Annotated in this window: 25 protein-coding genes; all 25 read right to left on the bottom strand. The window is 35.9% G+C overall.

Annotated elements, in window-relative coordinates; translation table 11 throughout:
* Positions 1-27: 27 nt before the first annotated feature.
* Positions 28-459, bottom strand: a complete 432-nt coding sequence (gene fliL, locus PB01_RS06670; protein ID WP_151699479.1) for a flagellar basal body-associated protein FliL — start codon at positions 457-459, stop codon at positions 28-30.
* Positions 449-670 (bottom strand): flagellar FlbD family protein, encoded by a 222-nt coding sequence (locus PB01_RS06665; RefSeq protein WP_151699478.1) that lies wholly within the window; start codon positions 668-670, stop codon positions 449-451. The genes fliL and PB01_RS06665 overlap by 11 nt, the downstream gene beginning before the upstream one ends.
* 251 nt (positions 671-921) lie before the next feature.
* Positions 922-2163 (bottom strand): flagellar basal-body rod protein FlgF, encoded by a 1242-nt coding sequence (gene flgF, locus PB01_RS06660; RefSeq protein WP_151699477.1) that lies wholly within the window; start codon positions 2161-2163, stop codon positions 922-924.
* Positions 2164-2243: 80 nt separating this feature from the next.
* Entirely contained in the window at positions 2244-2624 is a 381-nt protein-coding gene (locus PB01_RS06655) for a TIGR02530 family flagellar biosynthesis protein (RefSeq protein WP_151699476.1), read from the bottom strand.
* Between the two features lie 20 nt (positions 2625-2644).
* Positions 2645-3331, bottom strand: a complete 687-nt coding sequence (flgD, locus tag PB01_RS06650) for a flagellar hook assembly protein FlgD (protein ID WP_318837518.1) — start codon at positions 3329-3331, stop codon at positions 2645-2647.
* Between the two features lie 3 nt (positions 3332-3334).
* Positions 3335-4558, bottom strand: a complete 1224-nt coding sequence (locus PB01_RS06645; protein WP_151699475.1) for a flagellar hook-length control protein FliK — start codon at positions 4556-4558, stop codon at positions 3335-3337.
* Positions 4559-4586: 28 nt separating this feature from the next.
* A complete protein-coding gene (locus tag PB01_RS06640; protein ID WP_151699474.1) occupies positions 4587-5186 on the bottom strand; it encodes a MotE family protein in 600 nt (199 codons plus the stop codon).
* 8 nt (positions 5187-5194) lie between these two features.
* Complete coding sequence (fliJ, locus tag PB01_RS06635) at positions 5195-5644, bottom strand: flagellar export protein FliJ (RefSeq protein WP_151699473.1); 450 nt, start codon at positions 5642-5644, stop codon at positions 5195-5197.
* Positions 5645-5646: 2 nt separating this feature from the next.
* On the bottom strand, positions 5647-6969 hold the full coding sequence (gene fliI, locus PB01_RS06630) for a flagellar protein export ATPase FliI (RefSeq protein WP_151699472.1): 1323 nt from the start codon (positions 6967-6969) through the stop codon (positions 5647-5649).
* Positions 6970-6974: 5 nt separating this feature from the next.
* Complete coding sequence (fliH, locus tag PB01_RS06625; protein WP_192797494.1) at positions 6975-7754, bottom strand: flagellar assembly protein FliH; 780 nt, start codon at positions 7752-7754, stop codon at positions 6975-6977.
* The gene (fliG, locus tag PB01_RS06620; protein ID WP_151699470.1) at positions 7738-8751 is read right to left on the bottom strand and encodes a flagellar motor switch protein FliG; all 1014 of its coding nucleotides are present in this window, start codon (positions 8749-8751) and stop codon (positions 7738-7740) included. The genes fliH and fliG overlap by 17 nt, the downstream gene beginning before the upstream one ends.
* Positions 8752-8764: 13 nt before the next feature.
* Positions 8765-10354, bottom strand: coding sequence for a flagellar basal-body MS-ring/collar protein FliF (gene fliF, locus PB01_RS06615; RefSeq protein WP_151699469.1), 1590 nt, complete (start codon positions 10352-10354; stop codon positions 8765-8767).
* 57 nt (positions 10355-10411) lie between these two features.
* Positions 10412-10717 (bottom strand): flagellar hook-basal body complex protein FliE, encoded by a 306-nt coding sequence (gene fliE / locus PB01_RS06610; RefSeq protein WP_151699468.1) that lies wholly within the window; start codon positions 10715-10717, stop codon positions 10412-10414.
* Positions 10718-10741: 24 nt separating this feature from the next.
* Positions 10742-11194 (bottom strand): flagellar basal body rod protein FlgC, encoded by a 453-nt coding sequence (gene flgC, locus PB01_RS06605; RefSeq protein ID WP_151699467.1) that lies wholly within the window; start codon positions 11192-11194, stop codon positions 10742-10744.
* Positions 11195-11196: 2 nt separating this feature from the next.
* Positions 11197-11589: a flagellar basal body rod protein FlgB gene (gene flgB / locus PB01_RS06600; RefSeq protein ID WP_151699466.1), complete on the bottom strand. Its 393-nt coding sequence runs from the start codon at positions 11587-11589 to the stop codon at positions 11197-11199.
* A 626-nt stretch (positions 11590-12215) separates the two neighbouring features.
* Positions 12216-12995, bottom strand: coding sequence for a GTP-sensing pleiotropic transcriptional regulator CodY (gene codY / locus PB01_RS06595; protein ID WP_151699465.1), 780 nt, complete (start codon positions 12993-12995; stop codon positions 12216-12218).
* Positions 12996-13079: 84 nt separating this feature from the next.
* Positions 13080-14474, bottom strand: a complete 1395-nt coding sequence (hslU, locus tag PB01_RS06590; RefSeq protein ID WP_151699464.1) for an ATP-dependent protease ATPase subunit HslU — start codon at positions 14472-14474, stop codon at positions 13080-13082.
* A complete protein-coding gene (gene hslV / locus PB01_RS06585; RefSeq protein WP_225986187.1) occupies positions 14471-15025 on the bottom strand; it encodes an ATP-dependent protease subunit HslV in 555 nt (184 codons plus the stop codon). The genes hslU and hslV overlap by 4 nt, the downstream gene beginning before the upstream one ends.
* Positions 15026-15180: 155 nt before the next feature.
* A complete protein-coding gene (xerC, locus tag PB01_RS06580) occupies positions 15181-16074 on the bottom strand; it encodes a tyrosine recombinase XerC (protein WP_151699463.1) in 894 nt (297 codons plus the stop codon).
* A gap of 72 nt (positions 16075-16146) precedes the next feature.
* Positions 16147-17457 (bottom strand): FADH(2)-oxidizing methylenetetrahydrofolate--tRNA-(uracil(54)-C(5))-methyltransferase TrmFO, encoded by a 1311-nt coding sequence (gene trmFO, locus PB01_RS06575; RefSeq protein WP_151699462.1) that lies wholly within the window; start codon positions 17455-17457, stop codon positions 16147-16149.
* 18 nt (positions 17458-17475) lie between these two features.
* Entirely contained in the window at positions 17476-19551 is a 2076-nt protein-coding gene (topA, locus tag PB01_RS06570; protein WP_151699461.1) for a type I DNA topoisomerase, read from the bottom strand.
* A gap of 103 nt (positions 19552-19654) precedes the next feature.
* Positions 19655-20560 carry a DNA-processing protein DprA gene (dprA, locus tag PB01_RS06565; RefSeq protein WP_151699460.1) on the bottom strand — a complete coding sequence of 302 codons (906 nt, stop codon included), beginning with the start codon at positions 20558-20560 and terminating at the stop codon, positions 19655-19657.
* A 76-nt stretch (positions 20561-20636) separates the two neighbouring features.
* Positions 20637-21802, bottom strand: a protein-coding gene (locus PB01_RS06560; RefSeq protein WP_151698809.1) for an IS3 family transposase whose coding sequence is annotated in 2 segments (ribosomal slippage) — positions 20637-21526 and positions 21526-21802 — 1167 coding nt in all. Because the reading frame shifts where the segments join, the coding sequence is not laid out codon by codon here.
* 116 nt (positions 21803-21918) lie between these two features.
* Positions 21919-22821, bottom strand: coding sequence for a succinate--CoA ligase subunit alpha (sucD, locus tag PB01_RS06555; RefSeq protein WP_151699459.1), 903 nt, complete (start codon positions 22819-22821; stop codon positions 21919-21921).
* A gap of 18 nt (positions 22822-22839) precedes the next feature.
* Positions 22840-24000 carry an ADP-forming succinate--CoA ligase subunit beta gene (sucC, locus tag PB01_RS06550; RefSeq protein ID WP_151699458.1) on the bottom strand — a complete coding sequence of 387 codons (1161 nt, stop codon included), beginning with the start codon at positions 23998-24000 and terminating at the stop codon, positions 22840-22842.
* Positions 24001-24277: the final 277 nt, after the last annotated feature.

The following is a 24277-nucleotide window of genomic DNA, read 5'->3' as shown; positions in this document are numbered from 1 at the left end:
TGCCCACCTCCATTCAAAAATATTAGCTTACTGGATAATATAAGAAGTTATATAAACTTGTTGAACTTCTCCTATATCCATTAACTCATTTATTTTAGTTTTTAATGTTGCTTCAAATGTTAATTTCCCTTGTTTTCCTTCTAAATCTTGCGGTGACATTTCGGAAAGCTCCGTGATTATTATATTCTTTATTTGAAAATCTCGTTTTGTTAATTCTTCTGCCGCTTTTACACTGTCCGTTTGGACTTTCAATGATATACGAATAAATTTATTACCGGATAAATTAGTTGTAATTTCGGGTATATCAATGGAAGATTCAACAATTTGATCAATTGTCGGCTCTGCATTTTTATCCGTTTTATTTAACTGGGTAATAACTAGTAATGCAACGACACCGAGCAATGTAATACAAACTAAAATAATTAGCATAATGGTTATAAGCTTGTTTTTACTCTTCATGTTCTTCACCTCTTAAATGGGGGTTCGATAATATATGTATTCCTTTATAGAACTGAGCAATTTGACTAGCTACCTCTTCTCGAGATTCTAACGCAACATACTTATGACCATTCGTGAGCGTTATCGTAGTATCCGGAAAAGACTCAACCGTCTCTATGTATAATGCATTCAACGAAAACTCTTTGCCGTTTAAACGTGTTAATTTAATCATAATTATAAGGGCCGGGCCAAAAAGGAGCGGCCCAACCCTCCCTTACAAAAATTAATTTTAATTGATTAGCTCTGTTACCGTGCACATATGATTTCCGTTACAGGCGGACGCTTTCCGCGGGGACGCCGCATTCGCGTCGTTTGCGATGTCTCATCTGTCTCACTCATCCCGCTGGAGTCGCCGCCTTTCACTACAATCAAATATATAGGTAAAATTACAACAAAACATACCATTGCCAATTGTTAAATATATTAACGTTTTAAGTTGATAAGTTCTTCTAAAATAGAGTCAGAAGTTGTAATAATACGTGTGTTTGCTTGGAACCCACGTTGTGCTACGATCATGTCTGTGAATTCTTCAGATAAATCGACGTTAGACATTTCTAGGAAGCCGGAGTTGATTGAACCCATACCTGATTCAGTTGCTGTAGCTTTCAATGGTTTACCAGAGTTCGCCGTTTCTTGAAAATAGTTAGCTCCAATTTTTTGTAATCCGCCTGCATTTGGGAACTTAGCCATTTGAATCTGTCCAGCCCATTGCAATTCACCATTTTTATCAACAAATGAAATAGTACCATCTTGTCCTATTGACATACTTTGAGCATCGGTTGGGATTCTAATTGGCTTAAGTTGATTACTTGGTGAGTACTTATCAGTTGTTCCTATTTCTTCTCTTGAGCCTTCAATTGCTGTATAAAGAGTGGTTAGGTCTGTAGAATTTAATGTTAAAGTTTTTCCATCTACTTCAACTTTATCATTACCATGTTCTATTGGATAACTCTTTGAACCTATTACAACTGATACCACTCCTGTAGAACTATCAATTTTTAGTTCAAATTCTTTATCAGTACCATCTGCATTTGGAATTGTACCACTAGCATTGTCAATTGTAGTTATGAGCTTTATCGGAGTAGCTGGAGTAGTGTCATCGTAAATATTTCCAGAACTATCAATTCTATACTCACTTAAACCACCATTTCCATCTGTTAAATAAGAGCCGCTTGTACCAGCTACTGTTTCTGTAATTAATTTGTACAAAGGTATTTCAGTAACACTTCCTGCTGCACCAACAAGATATTTACCAGCTGAGTCTACTAAATATCCGTCTTGATCCATATAAAAGTTTCCAGCCCTTGTGTATTGCGTATTTGTAAATCCACTTAGACCTGAAGTACTGTCGGCAACTTGGAAAAATCCATCACCAGAAATCGCTAAATCTAAGGTATTACCTGTTGACTGTAATGCTCCACCAGAATGAATTGTATCAATTGCTGATAATTGCGATCCTAATCCTACTTGTTTAGCGTTTACACCACCACGAGTTGCTGTTGCTGCGGATGCACCTGCAGTTGTTTGTGAAATTAAATCCTTAAAGACTGTACGGCCTTTTTTAAATCCATAAGTATTTACGTTTGCGATATTGTTACCAATTACGTCTAGTTTTGTTTGGAAGTTTTTTAAGCCGGAAATTCCTGAGTACATGGAACGTATCATATATTTTTTCTCCCTTCAATTTGTGTGCTAGCGTCTATCAGTCAGCTGCACATAGCATCCTTTATAGGTCCTGCTATTTTTTAATTCAGCACAATGGTGCCGTCGATATTTGTAAATAATTGATTTTTCGCTTCCTTGCGATCCATAGCAGTAATCACCGTGGCATTTTTTGCACTGACGATTAATGCTGCTTGATCCATCAATACTAATGAGTCATTCACACCTTTTGAGCGTGCTTCTGATACTTTTTCACTTACAAGTTGCCATTCTGCATCAGAAATCTGTATATTTCTTTCCGCTAAGCGCTGATTAGCATGTTTACTTACCTTTAATTCTGTTTTTACTGTAGCATCATGTAAATGCTGTAAAAACGACTGCTTAGGCGAAGTAGCTTGGTTAGATGTAAGTGATTGACGGATACTTGGTTGCAGAGGGACTCGATTAATAGAAATGTTGTCCATTGCATCTCTCCGTTCTCGTTTTATTTAATAGAAATAATTTGATCTGCTGTTATGGATGCACCACCAACTAGATTAAATATAACTTTTCCATCTTTCTTAGATACAGATTCTACTTGTGCTGAAACTGATGTATTTGTTCCAGTTTCTGCTTCGGCATCATCTTTTGGGTTTAATTCTGTGCTTGACGGAATATAACTAACTGTTTTTCCAATCATCATACTTGCTTCAACTAAGCTATTAGAATTTGTAACGGAAATAACTTCGGAAATATTACCAGGAGTAATTACTTTTCCATCTGCTAATGTAAATTTCACACTTCCATCAACAAATTTAATAGAAGAAATTGTGCCTGTACCTTCATTTATTATTGGATTTTTTTTCTCATCTAACTTATCTGTCAGTTCGTGCCATTTCACTTGTTTTCCAACAAAATTACTATATTCTATCATTTGAGTTTGTTCTTGAGCTTGTGCATATTTTTCAAATGCGGTTGTTAAGTTGGTCATTTGCTCTAATGATGAAAATTGTGCCATTTGTGCAATGAACTGTGAGTCATCCATTGGTTTTGTCGGATCTTGGTTTTGTAATTGAGCCATTAAAATTTTCAAAAAAGCATCTTTACCTAAAGTACCGTTTCCAGTCGTTGCTGTTTTAGGAGCTTTATTGGCTAAGTACATATTACTTGTAATTGCATTCATTTCAGCCATTATTTAGACCTCCATTTCTTTTAAAAAGTCTCCGAAAGTTGAAGGCTCTTCTGTGTCGTCTTTACTATTTTCCTGATGCTCTTGTTGTTGCTGTTGTCTAAAAGAGTCTTGGAATGTTTGGTTTCGTTCTTGTCTGGACGAGTCCTGTAAAGCTTGTGTAATTTCTAATTTTTCGAGTTGTATGTTTTGGTTTACTAAACCTTGCTTAAATTGATTCGAATGTGAATCTAACATCTCTTTTCCAAGAGCAGTTGACGCTAGCATTTTAGTAGTAAGCATGCCATCTTTTTGTATTAACTCGATTCGAATCGTTCCAAGATGTTCAGGATAAAGCTTGACTACAAGTCTGTTTGCTCCACCCACTTGACCAAACTGAACACGATTCATTACTTTTTGCAATTCTTTCATAAACTCTTCAGATTGAGCAGGTTTTTCAGTCGACAATGTAATAGACACGTTTTCTACTTTAGCTTGTACAATGGTTGAAGTCTGACCTTGTACATTAGTGATTACTTCTTTTGTCTCTGTAACTGTCTCGGTTGGAGAGGTTACTTGCTTAATAATCACATGTTGAACTAGTGGTTTCATAGCCTGATCCAAAGTTAGTGACTTTGTTACATTCGATAGTACTTGATCACTCTCGCTTGTTGGAACTTTTTTTGAAACTGCTTCTTTTAAATCTTCTACTAATTGATTTATATCAAATAATGTTGACTCTTGTTTTAACGTTAAATCTGATTTTTTTCCAATCAATTGCACAACTTTCAGTAATTGTACTGCTTCTTTTGCTTCAACAGGTGTTACGGAACCTTGTCCAGTTAAAGACTGCAGAATTTCATCTGTCAATTGAGCAGCTTGTTCATTTATACCAGCTAATAAATCCCAAAGATTCGATTCTCTAAGATTATCATTTGTATCCGTTTTCTCTCCTGAAAGCTTATTTAATAGTTCTTTCAGTTCTTTTGGATTCACCGTTAGTTCTTTCGATCCCAATAAAGTCTCAACTTCTTCTAGTGAATCTGCATTTAATATAGAAGATAATTCTTGCGTAAGGTTTTGTTGCGATTCATTGGGATTCAAAGGTACTAATTGTTGCTCCTGCTGATTCAATAATAGTTTTGCAACTACATTTCCAAATTTCTGATTGTTTTGAGTAGCAACTTGTTGCTGTACTTTTGGCTCGATAACAATATTATTTCCCATATGAACGACTGCCGCGATATTCAATATTTCACCTCCCTTCAAATAGGAACAGTTATTGCTTTGTCATTAACTCCGTATATTTCGCGGCTGCATCTGGAGTCATTTTCTCAAAAATTTGTGCTACAGTATCTGGTTTTAAACTTGATAAAATTCTTAAAGCTTCTGCATCGCTCATTTTTGTAATGACAGGAGCAGCTGCTTTAGCAGACATTTTTTCGAATGTAGAAACAATGGAAGAATATTCTTTCTTAGTACTTGTTTGTTCACGTTGAAGGTTATCTATTTCATCCAATAAACGTTGTTGTTCTATCAATAAACTTTCATTTGTTTTCGAAGAATTATCTAATTCAATTTGCAATTTATCAATTTGTGCTTCTTTTTCTTGAATTTTCGCTTGAATTGAAACAACTTTTTTTTCTAATCGTTCTGTTTTTATATCCTCTGTAACTACTTTTGGTTGTCCTACACCCGTTAGTTCTTTTGCTTTTTCAAATACATTTACATTGGTTAGTTGCGCAACAAGTAAGAGAATAAATAAAGTAAATAAAAAAGGTATGATAAACCAATAAAAAAACATTTTCAATTTGCTTACACCTTTGGATTCATCGTCAACTTTTTCCATGCTATTATTCTTTTTGTTCCTTTTAGCCACGTTTTTACTCACCTAATCTCTTTGTTTTGAAACTTTAAAGATGATATTTCATCTAGCTGTATTGTTTCAAGTCTTTGTTGTTCTTGCTGAAAAAGTTCATAGTCCTTTTCTTTTATCTTTTCAAACTTACGAACTTCTAGAGATTTTTCTAACAGTCTCTCTTCGAACCAATGCATTTTAGAGCGTGCTTGAATAACTTCTTTCTGTAACTTGTCAATTCTTTTTTGCAACCCTTCGATATAGTTTGCATAGTGATGAATATGATTAATGGATAAACCTTGTATTAAATGGTTATTTTGGTCATCTGTCGTATCTTCTTTCTTCTTTAGAAGCGTGTATAATTCAGTAGCCACTTTCTCAAAAGCCATGACAGCCTCTTTGTAAGCCATCTCTGTTTCCGTTTTCTCTTGTTCTCGAACAGTTAAAACTTTCGCGAATTTATACTGATATGCAACCATTTTTAAACACCACCATTAGATAATGCAACTAGTTCGTTTACAGTTGACTCAAGTGATACCTTGTCTAAATATCCTTGTTTTAAGAAAGATGTTATTAAAGGTTCGTATTGAATTGCCTCATCAATTTCTCTTGAAGTTCCTCGTTTATATGCACCGATATTAATAAGGTCTTCTGATTTGTTGTAAGTAAAATATAAATCGCGTAAACGCTCAGCAGCTTTTATGTGTTTTTCATCTGAAATATGATTCATTAATCGACTAATACTTTTTAACACATTAATCGCTGGGTACTGACCTTTATTGGCTAGTGCACGATCAAGTACGATATGTCCGTCCAGAATCCCACGGACAGTATCCGCTATCGGTTCATTCATATCGTCACCATCTACTAATACAGTATAAAAAGCTGTAATCGATCCGTGTTCATTAGTACCTGTACGTTCCAATAGTTTCGGTAATATCGAAAATACCGAAGGAGTATAACCTCTTGTAGCAGGTGGTTCTCCGACCGCTAATCCTATTTCTCTCTGCGCCATTGCAACCCGGGTAACAGAGTCCATCATAAGCATGACGTTCAATCCTTTATCACGAAAATACTCTGCAATAGCTGTTGCGGTAAAAGCACCCTTTATACGCATTAAAGCCGGTTGGTCAGAAGTAGCCGCAATAACGATAGAACGTTCTAAGCCTTCTTTTCCTAAATCTCTTTCGATGAATTCGCGTACTTCTCTTCCTCGTTCTCCAATAAGTGCAATAACATTTAAATCGGCATTAGTATTTCTCGCTATCATTCCAAGCAATGTGCTCTTACCAACACCGGATCCTGCAAAGATCCCTATCCTTTGGCCAACTCCAACCGTTAGCATGCCATCAATAGCTTTGACTCCTACTTCAATCTGTTGATTAATAGGAGGTCTTGTTAAAGGATTCGGTGGATCTTTTTCTGTTCCAACCGTCATCAATCCCTTTGGTAATATTGTCCCATCGATGGGATTACCCATTGAGTCTAATACTTTCCCAATAAGATCAGAGCCTACTTTCACTTCAAGTGGTCGATTAGTACCTTCCACTAAACAACCAGTTGAAATTTCTCTTATATTTGTATAAGGCATTAACACGACGATTTCTTCTTTAAATCCCACAACTTCGGCAAGAATGACGGAATGTCCATTTTTAGAAGAATGTATGTGAATTTTACATACATCCCCTATAGAACTTTCAGGCCCTTGTGATTCAATCATTAATCCAACAACACGATTCACACGCCCATATTTTTTAAATGTAGAAAGATTGGGGATTTGTTGAATTAGATCGATTGCTTTCATCACATTCACTCCATACTATCTAGAATATCAACTAACTTTAGTCGTAATTCATGTAGTTGTTCATCAATACTTGCTACAATTCTTCCATGGTTTGTTTCTATAAAACAATCGGTTGCGTTCATATCTTCATCTACAAAAATCATAAATGGTACATCTACTGGGAAAATGGAAGCAAGTTCATCCCGATTACTTGAAACTAACGAAAAATACGCAGGAGAAACATAAAGCTTTATCTCTTTCATTTCTCTTGCTTCTTTTAAAGCTCTTTTCACTATCGATAGAAAGAGTTCCTCGTCTTCTTCAAGTTTCATTCCAATAATCCGCTCCCCTGTCCGGATAGCAAGTTCTAAAATGACTTGTTCTTGGTGTTGTAAATAACTCGCAGCATTTTCATGAGCAATTCGTATGGTTTCGTTCGCTGTAGTTAATGCTTGTATCATATCTTCTTGCGCCTTGCTTCTTCCCTCTTCAAGACCTTGTATGAAGCCTTCATCGTATGCAGCATGCTGAAAAGCTACTTTTTGTTCTTCCCACGTTCTTAATTGGGTTTCAATATATTGTTTGTTTTGTTCAATTTCATTTTCCAGTTCTGCTCTTTTTGAAAGAATAGTTTGTTCCGCTTCACGGATCATTCGGTCTCTTTCTTTCAGAACTACATCAAGCGTTAGAGGTTTATCTACATCTATTTCTTCTTGTAATTGAAGACTTTTTATTTGAATGGATCTAATCTTTTCACTATCTCCATTCATTTGAACGTTTCGGAAAATTTTAGACAATAATGTCATCTCCTCCACCACGAGCAATAATTATTTCTCCCGCATCTTCCAATCTTCTAATGACAGAAACTATGCGTGATTGTGCTTCTTCTACATCGCGTAATCTAACAGGACCCATAATTTCCATTTCTTCTTTAAATGTATCTGCCATTCGAGTTGACATATTTCGGAATATAATATCTTTCACTTCTTCACTGGACACTTTCATTGACAATAGTAAGTCTTCATTTTCACAATCACGAATAACTCGTTGAATCGAACGATTATCAAGTGTAACAATATCCTCAAACACAAACATTCTTTTCTTAATTTCTTCCGCAAGTTCGGGATCTTGGATTTCTAATGCATCCAAAATTGTTTTTTCAGTTGTACGGTCTACTCCATTCAACACTTCAACAACTGCATCCACTCCACCAGTTACCGTATGATCCTGTGTAACAGTAGAAGACAACTTACGTTCTAGCACAGATTCAATTTCGCTAATTACTTCCGGAGAAGTAGAATCCATAGTTGCAATTCGTTTCGCAATATCCGCTTGCACCTCTTGAGGCAATGAAGAGAGAATAATCCCTGCTTGTTGTGCTTCTAGATAAGATAAGATCAACGCAATAGTTTGCGGGTGTTCATTTTGAATAAAATTAAATAATTGAGTTGGTTCTGCTCGTCTTGCAAAGTCAAATGGCCGTACCTGAAGCGAAGAGGTTAAGCGATTTATAATCGCTTGCGCATGCTCTGCACCTAATGCTTTTTCTAAAACTGTTTTGGCGTAACCAATACCACCTTGAGAAATATAGTCTTGTGCCAATGCGATATTATGAAATTCTTCAATAATATCTTCTTTTATTTCAGGTTCTACTTTTTTAACGCCTGAAATTTCCAATGTTAAACGCTCGATTTCTTCTTCATTTAAATGCTTATAAATAGAAGCAGACACTTCAGGTCCGAGAGAAATTAATAAGAGCGCGGCTTTTTGTTTACCACTAAGATCTTTATCCATTTTCACCATAGCCGTCCCTCCATCAATCCTCTGCTATCCAAGTTCGCAACAATTTAGCGAAATCTTCTGGCTTATCTTTGGCCATTTTTTCAAGTTGTTTACGTCTTAACGTAGCTTCTGTTTCTTTTTCATCATTTATATCTTCAATTTTCAGTTCTTCTCGCTGCTCTTCTAGTATTTCTAGTTCTTCCTCTTCGTTTCGTCGAGAACGAATAATAAAGATTACTAATAGAATAACTGCAACTAATAGAATTCCACCAATTACATAAACCCACCATGGAATTACAGGACTCGTTCCCGTAACCATACTCGCTTTACCATTAAACGGTTGTACAGAGACAACAATTTTTTCTTTCAATTGTTGTTCAGTTAAATCTCCAGCTTCTCCTTTATCAATGGATGTTCGAATAATAGTTGCAAGAATTTGTTCAATATCACCTTGCACTCCATTCGGCATCGATGTAATATCTTTTGGATTAGGAGGTTCCACCATCACTTGGATGCCGATATCTCTAATTTTATAAGGACTTTCTACGATTTCCTTTCGAATTCGATTGACGTCACTATTTAGAGTATCTTCCTTCCTTTCATAGTCACCATTTGCATTTGAACCTGCTACATAGTTGGTAAAGTTATCTGTTGCATCTTCTGCTTGCGGTGTACCACCGGCAACTGGATTCGTTCCTGTAAATGTTTCGGAAATATGTTGTGCGCTAATTTGAATACCAGACATATTTTCTACATCTACTGGTTCTACTAAGTTTTCTTCTCGATTCTCTTGTTTGAAATCAATATCAGTTGTAACAGAAACGACTACCTTATCTGGTCCCATTAATGTGCTCAACATGGTTTGTACTTGTCTTTGTAGGTCCCGCTCGATTGATTTCTTAATGGACATTTGATCACCAGCGTTCGCTCCTGTTGTATGGGAGCTTGCCGTTTGAAGATCGAAGTACTCAAAATATTGATTTGTTATGACTATATCCTCAGTCGATAAATTCGGAACAGACTTCGACACTAAGTTATATAAAGACTGAATCTGTGCATCTGTGAATTGATAACCTGGCTCTGTATTTAATACAATTGAAGCACTAGCTTTTCCATTGCTTTGAGATAGAAAGACGCTCTCTTGTGGCAATGAAATCATTACTTTTGCATCTTTCACTCCTTTTATACCTTTGATCAAATTAGCAAGCTCCGTTTGAGTAGAAGCTAATTTCAACACATTAAACTCATTATCGGTCATACCGAAACCAGCATTTTGAGAAAAGAAGCTGTAATCAATCATACCTGATTGTGGAAATCCATCTGCGGCAAGTTGGACTAATAATGAATCCACTTGATCAGAAGGAACTAAAATAGTTGTTCCACCAGGAGCTATTTTATTTTGGACGCCTTGGGCATCTAGTGTTTCTTTAATACGCCCTACTTCAGACGGCGCGACATCGGTGTACAAAGGCACAAAATCAGTTCTTGTCGAAAAGTAAGTTATGAATGCAGCAATAAGAATAACGGCAACCGTACTCCCGATCATGGTTCCTTTTTGCGCTTTTGTTCTGCTAGTCCAAAAAGCAGAGATATCACTAGTGACTTTCTTTATACGTTCATTCATTTGTATCCTCCGGCTATGGTGAATATTTTTACTCGATATTTAAGAATAACCGAGGATTTATACAGGCATACGCATTATTTCTTGATATGCTTCTACAACTTTGTTTCTAATTTCTAATGTAGTATTTAAAGTAATGCTTGCTTTTTGTGAAGCAATCATTATGTCATGCAATTCTACGTCTTCCCCGCGGACTAACTTATCAGTTAAGACATCGGAAGCTTTTTGATCTTGATTGACGGATTCAATTGCACTTTTAAGAAAATCACCAAAGTTGTGTTGGGCTTCTGATACACTTGCTTTCGGAGTAGATGATGCCGGATTAATTTGGGCTATATTAAATAACGAAATAGACTCTATTGCCATATCTTGCTTGACCCTCTTTCATTTCTATTTACCAATCTCTAAAGCTTTAGTAAGCATTGCTTTATTGGCATTAAATACGGTTACATTCGCTTCATAAGAACGAGTTGCAGAGATTAAATCTACCATTTCCCTCAATGGGTCTACATTCGGCATTTCTACATAACCCTCTGCGTTCGCATCAATATGTGTTGGATCATAAACTAACTTAAGTGGGGTTTCCAAATCTTCATTAATACTCGCTACTTTGACGCCATTTCCAACTCCCTGATTACCTTTAGCTACATTTAAAAAATTTGAGAATTGTCCTTCAAGAGGTTGAAATGTAACGGTTTTTCTTCTATATGCTTGCCATTCACCATTGACTAGCTTAGACCTAGTAGTATCTACATTCGCCATATTAGAAGAGATGACATCCATGCGAAGACGTTGAGCAGTTAAAGCGGAAGCAGTAGTATTCATTCCGTGAAAAATCGACAAATTTAGCGACCTCCTTTAATGACAGATTGCAAAGTATTTAACTTGCTGCTCATCCGGTCAACCAATGCATTATAATAGATTTGGTTTGTCGCTAGATTCGCTTGCTCTTTATCCATGTCTACTCCATTACCATTCTGACTATATTGAAAATCAGCATAATTATTAACACCTGGTGAACTTGTGTTCATTTGAAAGTTAAAATGTTTTTCATTCGTGCGATATGCGGAAATTGTCGAATGTTTGGCATCAGACAAGAAATTCTTGAAATTAACACTCTTCGCTTTATAATTTGGCGTGTCGACATTTGCAATATTTTGTGCGATTGCTTTATGTTTCATTGCTGAAAAATCTAAACCGCGTTCTAAACTTGAAATTGTTCCTCCAAAAATACCCAATTATTACACCTCTTTTATTTCTTAAAGGTAAAAATTTTAATAATATTCTACGAAAATCATAATAATCTAATTGTAATGAAAATGTAACATAGTGTCTATTCTCTTTTTTTTTATTTCATAGGTCATTTTTCCTTTTTTTTCGATCTTTTTCTAAATAAAATGTCGAAAAGTCATAATTCATAATGCATACATACTAATTCGTATAAATTTTCAAAAAAAAGGAATTATTTATTTTTGAAATTATTATTGTTTTATCTTAGACGGAGCATTTTTTTACACTAAATGACATTTTGATACCAAACGTGTTGTACCAGAAAACATTTTACTCAGTGGCGAGACCAATTCTTACTTATCCGAGATCGGAAGCAAATACTTTCTGCGACGAGTAACCGCAGGAGCAAGAGACTTCTTCTAGATAAGTACAGGTGCGGAAGGCGGCGATTTCTAGGGGATTAGCAAGCAAATCATGATCCTGTACTAAAGCTGCGCGAAAGGGCTTGATGCTTGCTTGACTAGCAAGCGTCAGCCTGCGGCGGAAATAAACCTGTTCATGTCATAAAAAATATATATTCATTCTTTTCATGAAAAAACCTCTTCTACAAAAGTAGAAGAGGTTTTATTATTACTTATTTCAATTTTAATTGAGCTAGTTCTGCAAGGAATTTATCATTAAGTACTTTAATGTACGTTCCTTTCATACCTAATGATCTAGATTCAATTACTCCAGCACTTTCAAGCTTACGTAAAGCATTTACAATTACAGAACGAGTAATACCTACGCGGTCAGCAATTTTTGAAGCTACTAGTAAGCCTTCATTTCCATCTAATTCTTCAAAAATATGCTCAATTGCTTCTAGCTCACTATAGGATAAAGAATTTATCGCCATTTGAACGACAGCTTTACTTCTTGCTTCGCCTTCAATTTCTTCTGATTTTTCACGTAAGATTTCCATCCCAACAACAGTAGCACCATATTCTCCAAGAATTAAATCATCATCATGGAATTCTTGTTTTAAACGTCCAAGGATTAAAGTACCCAAACGTTCTCCACCACCGATAATCGGTACAATCGTTGTTAACCCATCTTTAAATAATTCGCGATTTTCTACAGGAAATACTGTATGTTGGTTGTATACATCTAAATTTGAAGAAGTTTCGTTAACACTAAATAAGTTTTTTGTATAATCTTCTGGGAATTGACGTTCTTCCATCATTTTAATCATACGTTCATTTTCAATTTGTTGATGTACTTCATGTCCTAGTAGTTTACCTTTACGGCTTAAGATGAAAGCGTTACATTCAATAACGTCGCTTAATGTTGCTGCCATTTCTTTAAAATTAACAGGTTTACCTGCAGATGCTTGGAGCATCGAGTTAATCTTTCTTGTTTTACTTAATAAATTCATTGTTGTTTCCTCCATTTAATTTACGTATTTATTTTTAATATTCTAAAGGTTTTTAATTGTTTTTGGAATAGCAGAAACTTAATATTACAATATAAATTGCGATAAATCTTTATTCTTCACAATATTGTCAAGTTTTTGGTCAATATATCCAGGAGTTATTTGAATATGAGCTGGAGAAATGTCAGAAGCTTCAAACGATAGTTCTTCTAAGATCTTTTCGAGTATCGTATGAAGACGTCGAGCTCCTATATTATCCGTTTCTTGATTCACCTCATATGCTATTTCACCAATTCTTTCAATTGAGTCATCTGTAAACGAAATTGTTACACCTTCTGTTTGAAGTAATGCTTCATATTGTTTTGTTAGAGAATGTTGAGGTTCTTTTAAAATTCGAACAAAATCTTCTTTTGTAAGTTTTTCTAATTCTACACGAATCGGAAATCTACCTTGAAGCTCAGGGATTAAATCAGAGGGTTTCGACATATGGAAAGCACCAGCTGCAATAAACAAGATATAATCCGTTTTTACTGCACCATATTTCGTATTCACAGTTGAACCTTCGACAATTGGTAAAATATCGCGTTGAACGCCTTCTCGCGAAACATCCGCAGAAGCACTACCACCACTTTTATTCGCAATTTTATCCATTTCATCAATAAATATTATTCCAGTCTGTTCGGTTTTTTCTATCGCAATTTGAGATAACTCATCATTATCAATTAGTTTGCTCGCTTCTTCCTGCAATAATACTTTCCGAGCATCTTTTACTTTCATTTTTCTTTTTTTCTTTTTCTTTGGAACTAAACTAGAAAGTGCATCTTGCATATTCATCCCCATACTCTCCATCCCGCCGCCTTGAAGTGCGTCAAAGATAGATGGAGCTTGTTCTGTAACTTCTACTGTAACAATTTCTTCTTCTAGTTTTCCATCTCTTAAATCTTCTGCAATTTGTGATCTTTTTATACGAACTTCCGTATCATCATTATCTTGGTGTTCATCATCTGCTTTTCCTCCAAATAATGCTTCGAACGGATTTTGGCTGGCACTCTTTTTCTTTAACGAAGGAACAAGAAGCTTTACAATAGCATCATTCGCTAATCGTATTGCCTGATCTTTCACTTCTTCCATTTTCTCTTCTTTCACAATTCGAATAGCTGCTTCCACTAAATCTCTTACCATTGATTCAACGTCTCTACCGACATAACCTACTTCTGTAAATTTAGTCGCCTCTACTTTTACAAAAGGGGCTTTTGTAAGCTTTGCAATTCTTCTCGCTATTTCTGTTTTCCCAACCCCAGTTGGACCAATCATTAAGATGTTTTTAGGGATTACTTCATTCTTCATATCTTCATCTAGTAGTTGTCTTCTATATCTATTTCGAAGAGCTACTGCTACCGCTTTTTTTGCAGCATCTTGCCCAACGATATATTTATTTAAGTGCTCCGTAATTTGTTTTGGCGTTAAGTTATTTTCATTCATTCACCTAATACCTCCACAATTATTTGATGATTTGTAAATACGCAAATATCAGCAGCAGTTGTTAGAGCTGCCTTTGCTATTTCTTCAGCAGTCATTTTTTCCCCAGCATATTGCTTTAATGCCCTTCCTGCTGCTAATGCATAGTTTCCTCCAGAGCCAATAGCAAGTATACCATCATCTGGCTCAATTACTTCACCAGTTCCAGAAACTAGTAATAAATTTTTATTGTCCATTACTAAAAGCATTGCTTCCAGTTGACGTAACATTTTATCCCCTCTCCATTGTTTTGCTAATTCAACGGACGCACGCTGAAGATTCCCATTATACTCTAATAGTTTACCTTCGAACATTTCAAATAATGTAAAAGCATCTGCAACGGAACCGGCAAACCCTGCTATTACTTTACCATTAAATAATCTTCTAACTTTTTTCGCGGTATGCTTCATAACAACTTGATTACCTAAAGTGACCTGTCCGTCCCCTGCCATTGCATAACTTCCATTATGACTTACCGCAAAAATTGTAGTTGCATGTATTCCAGCTCCAGCCAAATTTCATTACCTCCAATATATATCAAATTCGTCTTGGCGTATTTGAGCCCAGTTTATGAATCGAGCTCGCTCGATGAACTCCTTTACAAAAACTGTGGCATCCGCCGGAGGCATACCCTTATTTAGCAAGTGCTTACAAGCACTGATAAATAAGGTTATGCCCTAGGATGAGCGTTCATATACGTTTTTCTTAAATGTTCCTTTGTTACATGTGTATAAATTTGAGTAGAAGTTAAATGGGAATGCCCTAACAATTCTTGCACACTTCTTAAATCTGCACCATTGTTTAATAAATGCGTAGCAAATGTATGTCGAAGCATATGAGGATATATTGTCGTGTGCATAGACGCTTTCTTTATCATTTCGTTTAGAATATGTCTAACACCACTTGTGGTTAAATGATGACCTCTGCTATTTACAAAAAGAAAAGAGTGGGACGTATACTTCATTAACTTAAACCTGCTTTTTTCTACATATTCTTCCACTGCTAATAGTGCATAATCGCCAACAGGAACATACCGCTCTTTTCTTCCCTTTCCCATTACACGAACAATCCCATAACTCTTATCAATATGACTCATTTCGATCGAAATAAGTTCGCTTACCCGAATGCCAGTTGCATATAGTAATTCGAGTAATGCCATATTTCTCAAAGAAAGTAGATCTGTCCCTTTGTTTGCTTCGAACAGTTTTTCCATTTCTTCCTCATAAAAGAAATGAGGTAATTTCTCCTCTTTCTTCGGATGATATAACGATTGAAAGGCTTCGTCTCTTATATTGTATTCTTTGTGTAAAAACTTGTAAAAAGAACGAACGGATGAAATCTTTCTTGAAATAGAAGTTCTCGCTAATTTTTTTTCATAAAGAGTTGTAACAAATAATCGCGCGTGAACATATTCTACTTCATTTAAATGACTTACACCTTCTCTTTCTAGAAAAAGTAAAAACTGTTCAATATCTTTGTCGTACTCATGGACTGTAAGATTTGAGTAATTTTTCTCTAATTGAATATAATCAATAAATGAATGTAATTCAATTAATCCAATCATTCGAACAACTCCAATTCTCTTTCCATAGTAAAAGCCTCTAAAAGTATATCAAGTTTTAGAGGCTTAAAGCAATTAAATCGATTCATTTATCACAAAATTTTGAATTGTTTTTAATGCGCGATTTGCTAATTGCTCGGTTCTCAATTTTTTATCTCTAACTTTTGGTTGGAGCTCTGGGAATAGGCCAAAGTTAATATTCATTGGTTGAAAATTTTTCGGATTTGCTTCTGTAATATATCTAGCCATACTACCTAGAGCTGTTTCGCTCGGGAATACGATTAATTCTTCCCCTTTTACAAATCTAGCCGCATTAATGCCAGCAAGTAAACCACTCCCCGCAGACTCTACATATCCTTCCACACCAGTCATCTGACCTGCAAAGAAAATTTGTTGGTTTGCTTTTAGTTGGTAAGTTGGTTGTAGTACAGTAGGTGAGTTAATGAACGTATTACGATGCATAACACCATATCGAACAATCTCTACGTTTTCTAGACCCGGTATTAGTTGCAATACTTCTTTTTGTGGTCCCCATTTTAAATGCGTTTGAAATCCAACAATATTATATAGTGTACCAGCAGCATCATCTTGTCTTAGTTGAACAACTGCATATGGTCGCTTTCCTGTTTTTGGATCTTCGAGACCAACCGGCTTCATGGGTCCAAATAATAATGTTTTTCGACCTCTTCCAGCCATTACTTCTACTGGCATACATCCTTCGAAGTAGATTTCTTTTTCAAATTCTTTTAACGGAACAACCTCTGCTGCAATAAGTGCGTCATAAAAACGATTGAATTCCTCTTCTGTCATTGGACAGTTTAAGTAAGCCGCTTCCCCTTTATCGTAACGCGATTTCAAATATACTTTGTCCATGTCAATACTGTCTTTTTCCACAATTGGAGCTGCGGCATCATAAAAGTACAAATAAGCTTGGCCTGTTATATCTTTTACTTTTTCCGCTAAAGCCGGAGAAGTTAATGGCCCTGTTGCAATGACCGTTATTCCTTCTGGGATTTCCGTTACTTCTTCGTTTACAATTTCAATTAAAGGATGATTACGTATCGTATCCGTAACTCTTCCAGCAAAATCATGTCTATCAACAGCTAATGCACCTCCGGCGGGCACGCTACTGTTGTCTGCAGCATGAATAATAAGAGAATCCAATATACGCATTTCTTCTTTAATAACACCAACAGCGTTTGTCAAATTATTTGCACGTAGCGAATTAGAACAAACTAGTTCTGCAAATTTATCTGTATGATGAGCTGGAGTTTGTTTAACAGGTCGCATTTCAAAAAGACGAACCTTTATACCCCGCTTCGCAATTTGCCAAGCTGCCTCGCTTCCTGCAAGTCCAGCACCTATCACGTTTACTATTTCAGTCATGTTAAATCCTCATTTCTATTAACTCTGTGGATCTTCTTTGTAATCACAAGAAACACATTGAATTTGTATGCCTTTTTTCAATTTCTTTTCTACTAACTTATCATTACATTTTGGACATGGTCTATTTATCGGCTTATCCCATGATACAAAATCACATGTCGGATATCGGTCACAACCATAAAAAATTCGTTTCGTTTTACTTTTACGTTCTACAATTTGTCCTTCTCCACAAGATGGGCAAGGTACACCAATCTCTTTTACAATTGCTTTCGTATTCCGGCAATCTGGGAAATTACTACAAGCCATAAATTTGCCAAATCGTCCTAATTTATAAACCATTGGAGAGCCGCATTTTTCACAATCTTCTCCTGTTGGTTCATCTTTAATGACGATTTTCTCCATTTCAGCATCTGCATGCTCCACATGTTTCGCAAAGTCTTGATAAAACCCGTCAATTACTTGAACCCATTTAACTTGTCCCTCTTCTACACTATCTAAGTCTTTTTCCATTTGTGCCGTAAACTCAATATTCAATACATTAGGAAAAAATTCTAAAACTAGTTTATGAACAATCGTTCCCAGCTCTGTTGGTACAAAACGTTTTGTTTCTAAAGCAACATAGCCCCTTTTTTGAATGGTATCCAGAGTTGGAGCATATGTAGAAGGCCTACCAATACCCAGTTCTTCAAGCGTTTTTACTAATCTTGCCTCTGAATATCTTGGTGGCGGCTGTGTAAAATGTTGTTTGGGATCGATAGCTAATGATTTCACTATATCTCCGACCTCTAACACAGGTAGTAATTTGTCTTTATCGTCGGTTTGATCGTCAGAACCTTCTACATATACTTTCATGAATCCCGGAAATTTCACTTGTGAACCGTTTGCACGGAACACCGCATCTCCATTTTTCATATCTACCGCAACAGTATCTAGTATTGCAGATTCCATTTGACTCGCGATGAAACGCTCCCAAATCAATTTGTATAAACGGTACTGATCTTTAGATAGAATCGCTTTTACTTGATCTGGTGTTCTTAAAACACTTGTTGGTCTAACCGCTTCATGTGCATCTTGTGCTTTTTTAGATTGTTTCTCGGCATTTCTTGATGTAATGTATTCGCTGCCATATTCATTTTGAATAAACGCATGAGCTTCAGCTTTTGCGGTATCCGAAATCCTTGTAGAATCTGTCCTCATATAAGTTATTAGACCAACAGTTCCTTCTTTTTTCCCTAAGTCGATACCTTCATATAATTGTTGAGCGAGCATCATTGTTTTTCTTGCTCTATAATTTAGCTTTCTTGCTGCCTCTTGTTGAAGAGAAGAAGTTGTGAAGGATGCCGCAGGGTTTCTTTTTCTCTCTTTTTTTACCACATTGGTCACTTCAAACTTTTTACCTTTCATACCGTCTAATACTTCTTTAACCTCTTTTTCGTTCGTAAGTTTTACTTTTACTTTTTCAGAACCGTAGTATAGTGCATCAAAGGACTTTTTGCCTTTTTCAAATTGCCCTTCAATTGTCCAATATTCTTCCGGTATAAAATTAGTTATTTCATTTTCACGATCGATAATTAAACGTAAAGCTACAGATTGAACTCTACCTGCCGAAAGACCTTTCTTTACTTTTTTCCATAAAATAGGACTTATGTTATATCCAACAAGTCGGTCTAATATTCTTCTAGCTTGCTGAGCATCTACTAAATCCATATCAATAGGCCTTGGGTGTTTAAAAGATTCTAATATTGCATCTTTTGTAATTTCGTTAAATACAACACGACAATCCGATTCGATGTCTACGTTTAATGCTTGAGCTAAATGCCACGCAATTGCTTCCCCTTCTCTGTCAGGGTCAGCTGCGAGATAGACTTTCTTCACTTTTTTAGCAGCTTTTTTTAAATCTTGTAATACAGGGCCTTTTCCTCGTATAGTAATATATTTTGGTTCATAGTCATTTTCAACATCTACACCCATTTTACTTCTTGGTAAATCGATTACATGACCGATGGATGCCTTTACTTTATATTTTTTTCCTAAATACCGTTCAATTGTCTTTGCCTTTGCTGGCGATTCCACTATTACTAAATAATCCGACATAAATGTGCCTCCTTATAGAAGGTAACTCGCTTTAAGCTACAAAACAAATACCTGTTGCAAAATGTATACCAGATTCCTTATAAATGCAAGGCTTTTCATTTATTTAATTGTTTATTTGTTCATTATCACATAATTCTTCAAGAATTTGATATCCGTTCCAAATAGGCTTTGCTCCTTCTAAAATAAGCAAATGTGGTCCTGCAGATAGTGGTGAATCTATTGCGCCTGGAATAGCGAATATTTCTTTTCCATTTTCCAAAGCATGTTCCATTGTAGAAACTGTTCCACTCTTCTCTTTTGCTTCTGTAATAACAACTCCTTGTGATAACCCACTGATTATCCGATTTCTCATTGGAAAGTTCCACTTTTTAGGTGTTATATAAGGAGGATATTCTGTCACTAATAAATGATTTTTCGACATTCTTTCTGCTAATCCTTCATTTTCTTTTGGATAAGTATGGAATAACCCCGTACCTAGTACGGCAATTGTTTTCCCTCCGAGTTGGATAGTGATTTCATGTGCCATCGTATCCGCTCCTTTTGCAAGACCACTTACGATAACGAAATTTTGTTCTATCAATGGAGGTAATATCAATTTTATACTATTTTCAGAGTACTCCGTAGCATCTCTGGACCCGATTATTGCTATTTTTTTTGCCACATTTAAAAGACTAATATCGCCTTTAACATATAGGACTGCAGGTGGATCATAGAGATTTTTTAAACTTAATGGATAATTGGGATTGGTATATATAATTGGGGTTATTTGATGTTTTTCATAGATTTGTAGAAATGGGGTTTCTACAAATTTCAGATACATTTCTTTCAGTTGTATTGCACGTTTTTGTGAAATCTTTAGAATCTCTGAAAGTTTATTCGTTTGCATTTTTGCTAATCGGAATAAGGTGGGATCAAACTCAATTAGCGGTTCGATTTTGTTTAAAGGAACTGGAAATACATAGTGCAAGGCTAGAAAACGGTTCATCCATCGTTCATCTGTATGATTCATTACTTCCCTCCTATTTTAAAAAAAGGTACGGCATCTGAACTGACCTAGCGATATGAGACACATATAAAACACCTTTTTAGGCTGCCGCAATGCCAAATTCTTTTGGCGTAAGGTAGCCTAATTTTTCTTGGATCCGTTCTTCATTGTAATGATGAATATACTCGTCAATTCTTTGCACAACACTGACATTACTTAATGAATTAAACTTGGCTAGGCTAAACTCTTCTGTTTTTAAACTAGAATGAAAGGACTCAATTACTGCATTATCCCAACAGTTTCCACGTCTGGACATACTGCTAACTAAATGGTTTTCCTTCAAGGCATTTTGATAAGCATACGATGTATAGACACTTCCTTGATCAGAATGAACAATAACTCCTTGGGGGTTTCCGCGAGCTATTAACGCTTCACGCAACGTATCCATGACTAACGGAGTCTGTTGGTGATTATAAAGCTTATAAGTGACAATTTCATTGTTATATAAATCCATGATCGTCGAAAGATATAATGTGACGCTACCATATTGAATATACGTAATATCCGTTACCCATTTTTCGTTCGGTTTACTAGCTATAAAGTTACGATTCAATACATTTGGGGCAATTACTACTGACTCACCTTGAGATTTCCATTTTCTTTTTTGCTTTACTTTGCATTGAAGATGAAACTTTTGCATGGTTTTCTGAACGGTATTGCGGTCTAATTTAATTCCATAATCTCTTTTCAATAACGCCTTTATTTTACGATGACCATTGCGGTATTTCGTTTTCTTGCATAGTTCGATGATTGCTTCTTCTGCTAAGGTTAAAATCTTCTCAACACCTTCAGCTAACCAACGATAAAAGCTGGAACGTGGTATTTCTAAGGCTGATAAAATGACACTTACTGTATAGTTTTTCCGGAACTTTTCCACGATTTGAAGAACTATGTGTTTTTCAACTCCTTTATCATTTCCAAATACTTTTTTAGAATCTCATTCTCCATTTTTAAATGGTTCATCTGCGTATCTTTCTTCTCTTCTTCACTTTTAAAATCAGGCCCATGCCCAAACGTATATTGTTTCCCAATCGGTTGGTCAAAACGATGAATTTCATTCGCTCTATACCATCTCATCCATGTCTCAACTTGAGATTTATTCTTAATTCCGTATTTCTCCATAATTTCTTTCGTTGTTAGTTTACCACTCATTTTTTCTTTGACGACTGCCCATTTAATCTCGCTTGTATACACGTTTTTGCCCATGCAAAAACACCTCCGATTTAAGTACTTGTTTTAAGTGTACCATTACCGAAGGTGTTTTATATTGTCTCAGTATTTTAGGTTAGTCCAATCACCTATCAGTGAGCCGTACCTTTATATTAATGTGTTTTACAAGCGTCGTAAAGACCTGCTTCTTTAATTGCTTCAATTAAAGTTTCACCGATTACAGATGGTGTAGCAGCAACTTTCATTCCTGCTTCTTTCATTGCTTTAATTTTACCTTCAGCAGTACCTTGACCACCTGAGATAATTGCACCAGCGTGACCCATACGTTTTCCTTCTGGAGCTGTTTGACCACCGATGAATCCAATTACAGGTTTTGTCATATTAGCTTTGATCCATGCCGCTGCTTCTTCTTCAGCAGTACCACCAATTTCACCAATCATAACAACTGCGTATGTTTCTTCATCTGCATTGAATGCAGTTAAAGCATCGATAAAGTTAGTTCCATTTACTGGATCTCCACCAATACCTACAGCAGTTGTTTGTCCAATACCAGCTTGCGTTAACTGATGAACAGCTTCATAAGTCAATGTACCAGAACGGGATACAACACCTACATGACCTTTTGTATGAATATATCCTGGCATAATACCAATTTTACATTCATCTGCAGTAATAACACCTGGGCAGTTTGGTCCAACTAAACGAGTTTTCTTACCTTCCATGTAACGTTTCACGTTAACCATGTCTAGTACTGGGATATGTTCTGTTATACAGATTGTCATATCTAGTTCAGCATCTACCGCTTCCATAATTGCATCAGCAGCAAAAGGAGCTGGTACATAGATGACAGAAACGTTTGCGCCAGTTGCTTTTACAGCGTCTTCTACTGTATTAAAAACTGGTACGCCTTCAACTTCAGTACCACCTTTACCAGGTGTAACCCCAGCAACGATCTTAGTACCATATTCAAGCATTTGTTTTGTATGGAAAAGAGCAGTTGAGCCCGTAATTCCTTGAACGATTACTTTCGTATCCTTATTAATATATACGCCCATTTTATGTCCCTGCCTTTCTTATCCTACAAGATTAACGATTTTTTGAGCACCGTCTGCCATAGAGTCAGCAGCAATAATATTTAAGCCAGATTCATTTAATAATTTTTTACCTAAGTCAACATTCGTACCTTCTAAACGTACTACTAACGGCACAGCAAGACCAACTTCTTTCGCAGCAATAATAACACCTTCTGCGATTACGTCACATTTCATGATACCACCAAAGATATTAACGAAAATACCTTTTACGTTTACATCTGAAAGAATGATTTTGAATGCTTCCGTTACTTTTTCAGCTGTAGCACCGCCCCCAACGTCAAGGAAGTTTGCGGGTGAACCGCCGTAATAGCTAATCGTATCCATTGTTGCCATAGCTAGTCCTGCTCCATTAACCATACAACCGATATTTCCATCTAAAGAAATATAGCTTAAGTCATATTTAGAAGCTTCGATTTCTTTTGCATCTTCTTCATCATAATCACGCATTTCAAGAATATCAGCATGACGATATAAAGCATTTGCATCGAAGTTGAATTTTGCATCAAGTGCTAATACGTTGTCATCGTTAGTAACTACTAACGGATTAATTTCAACAATAGAAGCATCTTTTTCTTTATAAACTTGATATAAACCAAGCATGAACTTAGCTGCTTTGTTTACAAGTTTAGCTGGTATATTCATTTTAAAAGCCATACGACGAGCTTGGAAGCCTGTTAAGCCTACAACTGGATCGATTTCTTCGTAGAATAATTTCTCAGGATTATTTGCTGCTACTTCTTCGATATCCATACCGCCCTCTTCAGAGCCCATTAAAGTTACACGAGAAGTTGCACGGTCTAATACTAAACCTACATAATATTCCTTCTTGATATCGCTACCTTCTTCGATCAGTAAACGTTTAATTTCTTTACCTTCAGGACCAGTTTGGTGTGTAACTAACACTTTTCCTAATAGTTCCTTCGCGTATTCACGTACTTCATCTAAATTTTTCGCGATTTTTACCCCACCAGCTTTACCACGACCACCTGCGTGAATTTGTGCTTTAACAACAATAACGCTTGAGCCTAACTCTTTCGCTGCTTTAACTGCCTCTTCAGGTGAGAAAGCTACAATCCCGTTAGAAACTGCTACGCCATATTGTCTGAGGAGTTGTTTACCTTGATATTCATGGATATTCATTTTACATCCTCCAATCAAACTTATGTCCAGTAATTTACTACCTACCCCATTGTAATAAAACAGTCACATCTTGTCTACAAAAGTACAGTATTTCTATTAAACTGCGAATATTCGGATACCTTGTCGAAATAAAGAGTTTGAACTTGTGTTTTTACATATGTATTATTTAACCAAAAGTATCTAGTAAATTACTAGTTAAATTGGTGATAAGACACTAGTTACTAGGTATATAGTCTCTTTTGGGTTGATTTGGACTAAACGATCATTACACTATTAC

It is taken from the genome of Psychrobacillus glaciei, from assembly GCF_008973485.1.
Lineage (GTDB): Bacteria > Bacillota > Bacilli > Bacillales_A > Planococcaceae > Psychrobacillus > Psychrobacillus glaciei.
Note: the sequence above shows the minus strand (reverse complement) of the source record. Positions and strands in the feature narration are given on the sequence as shown.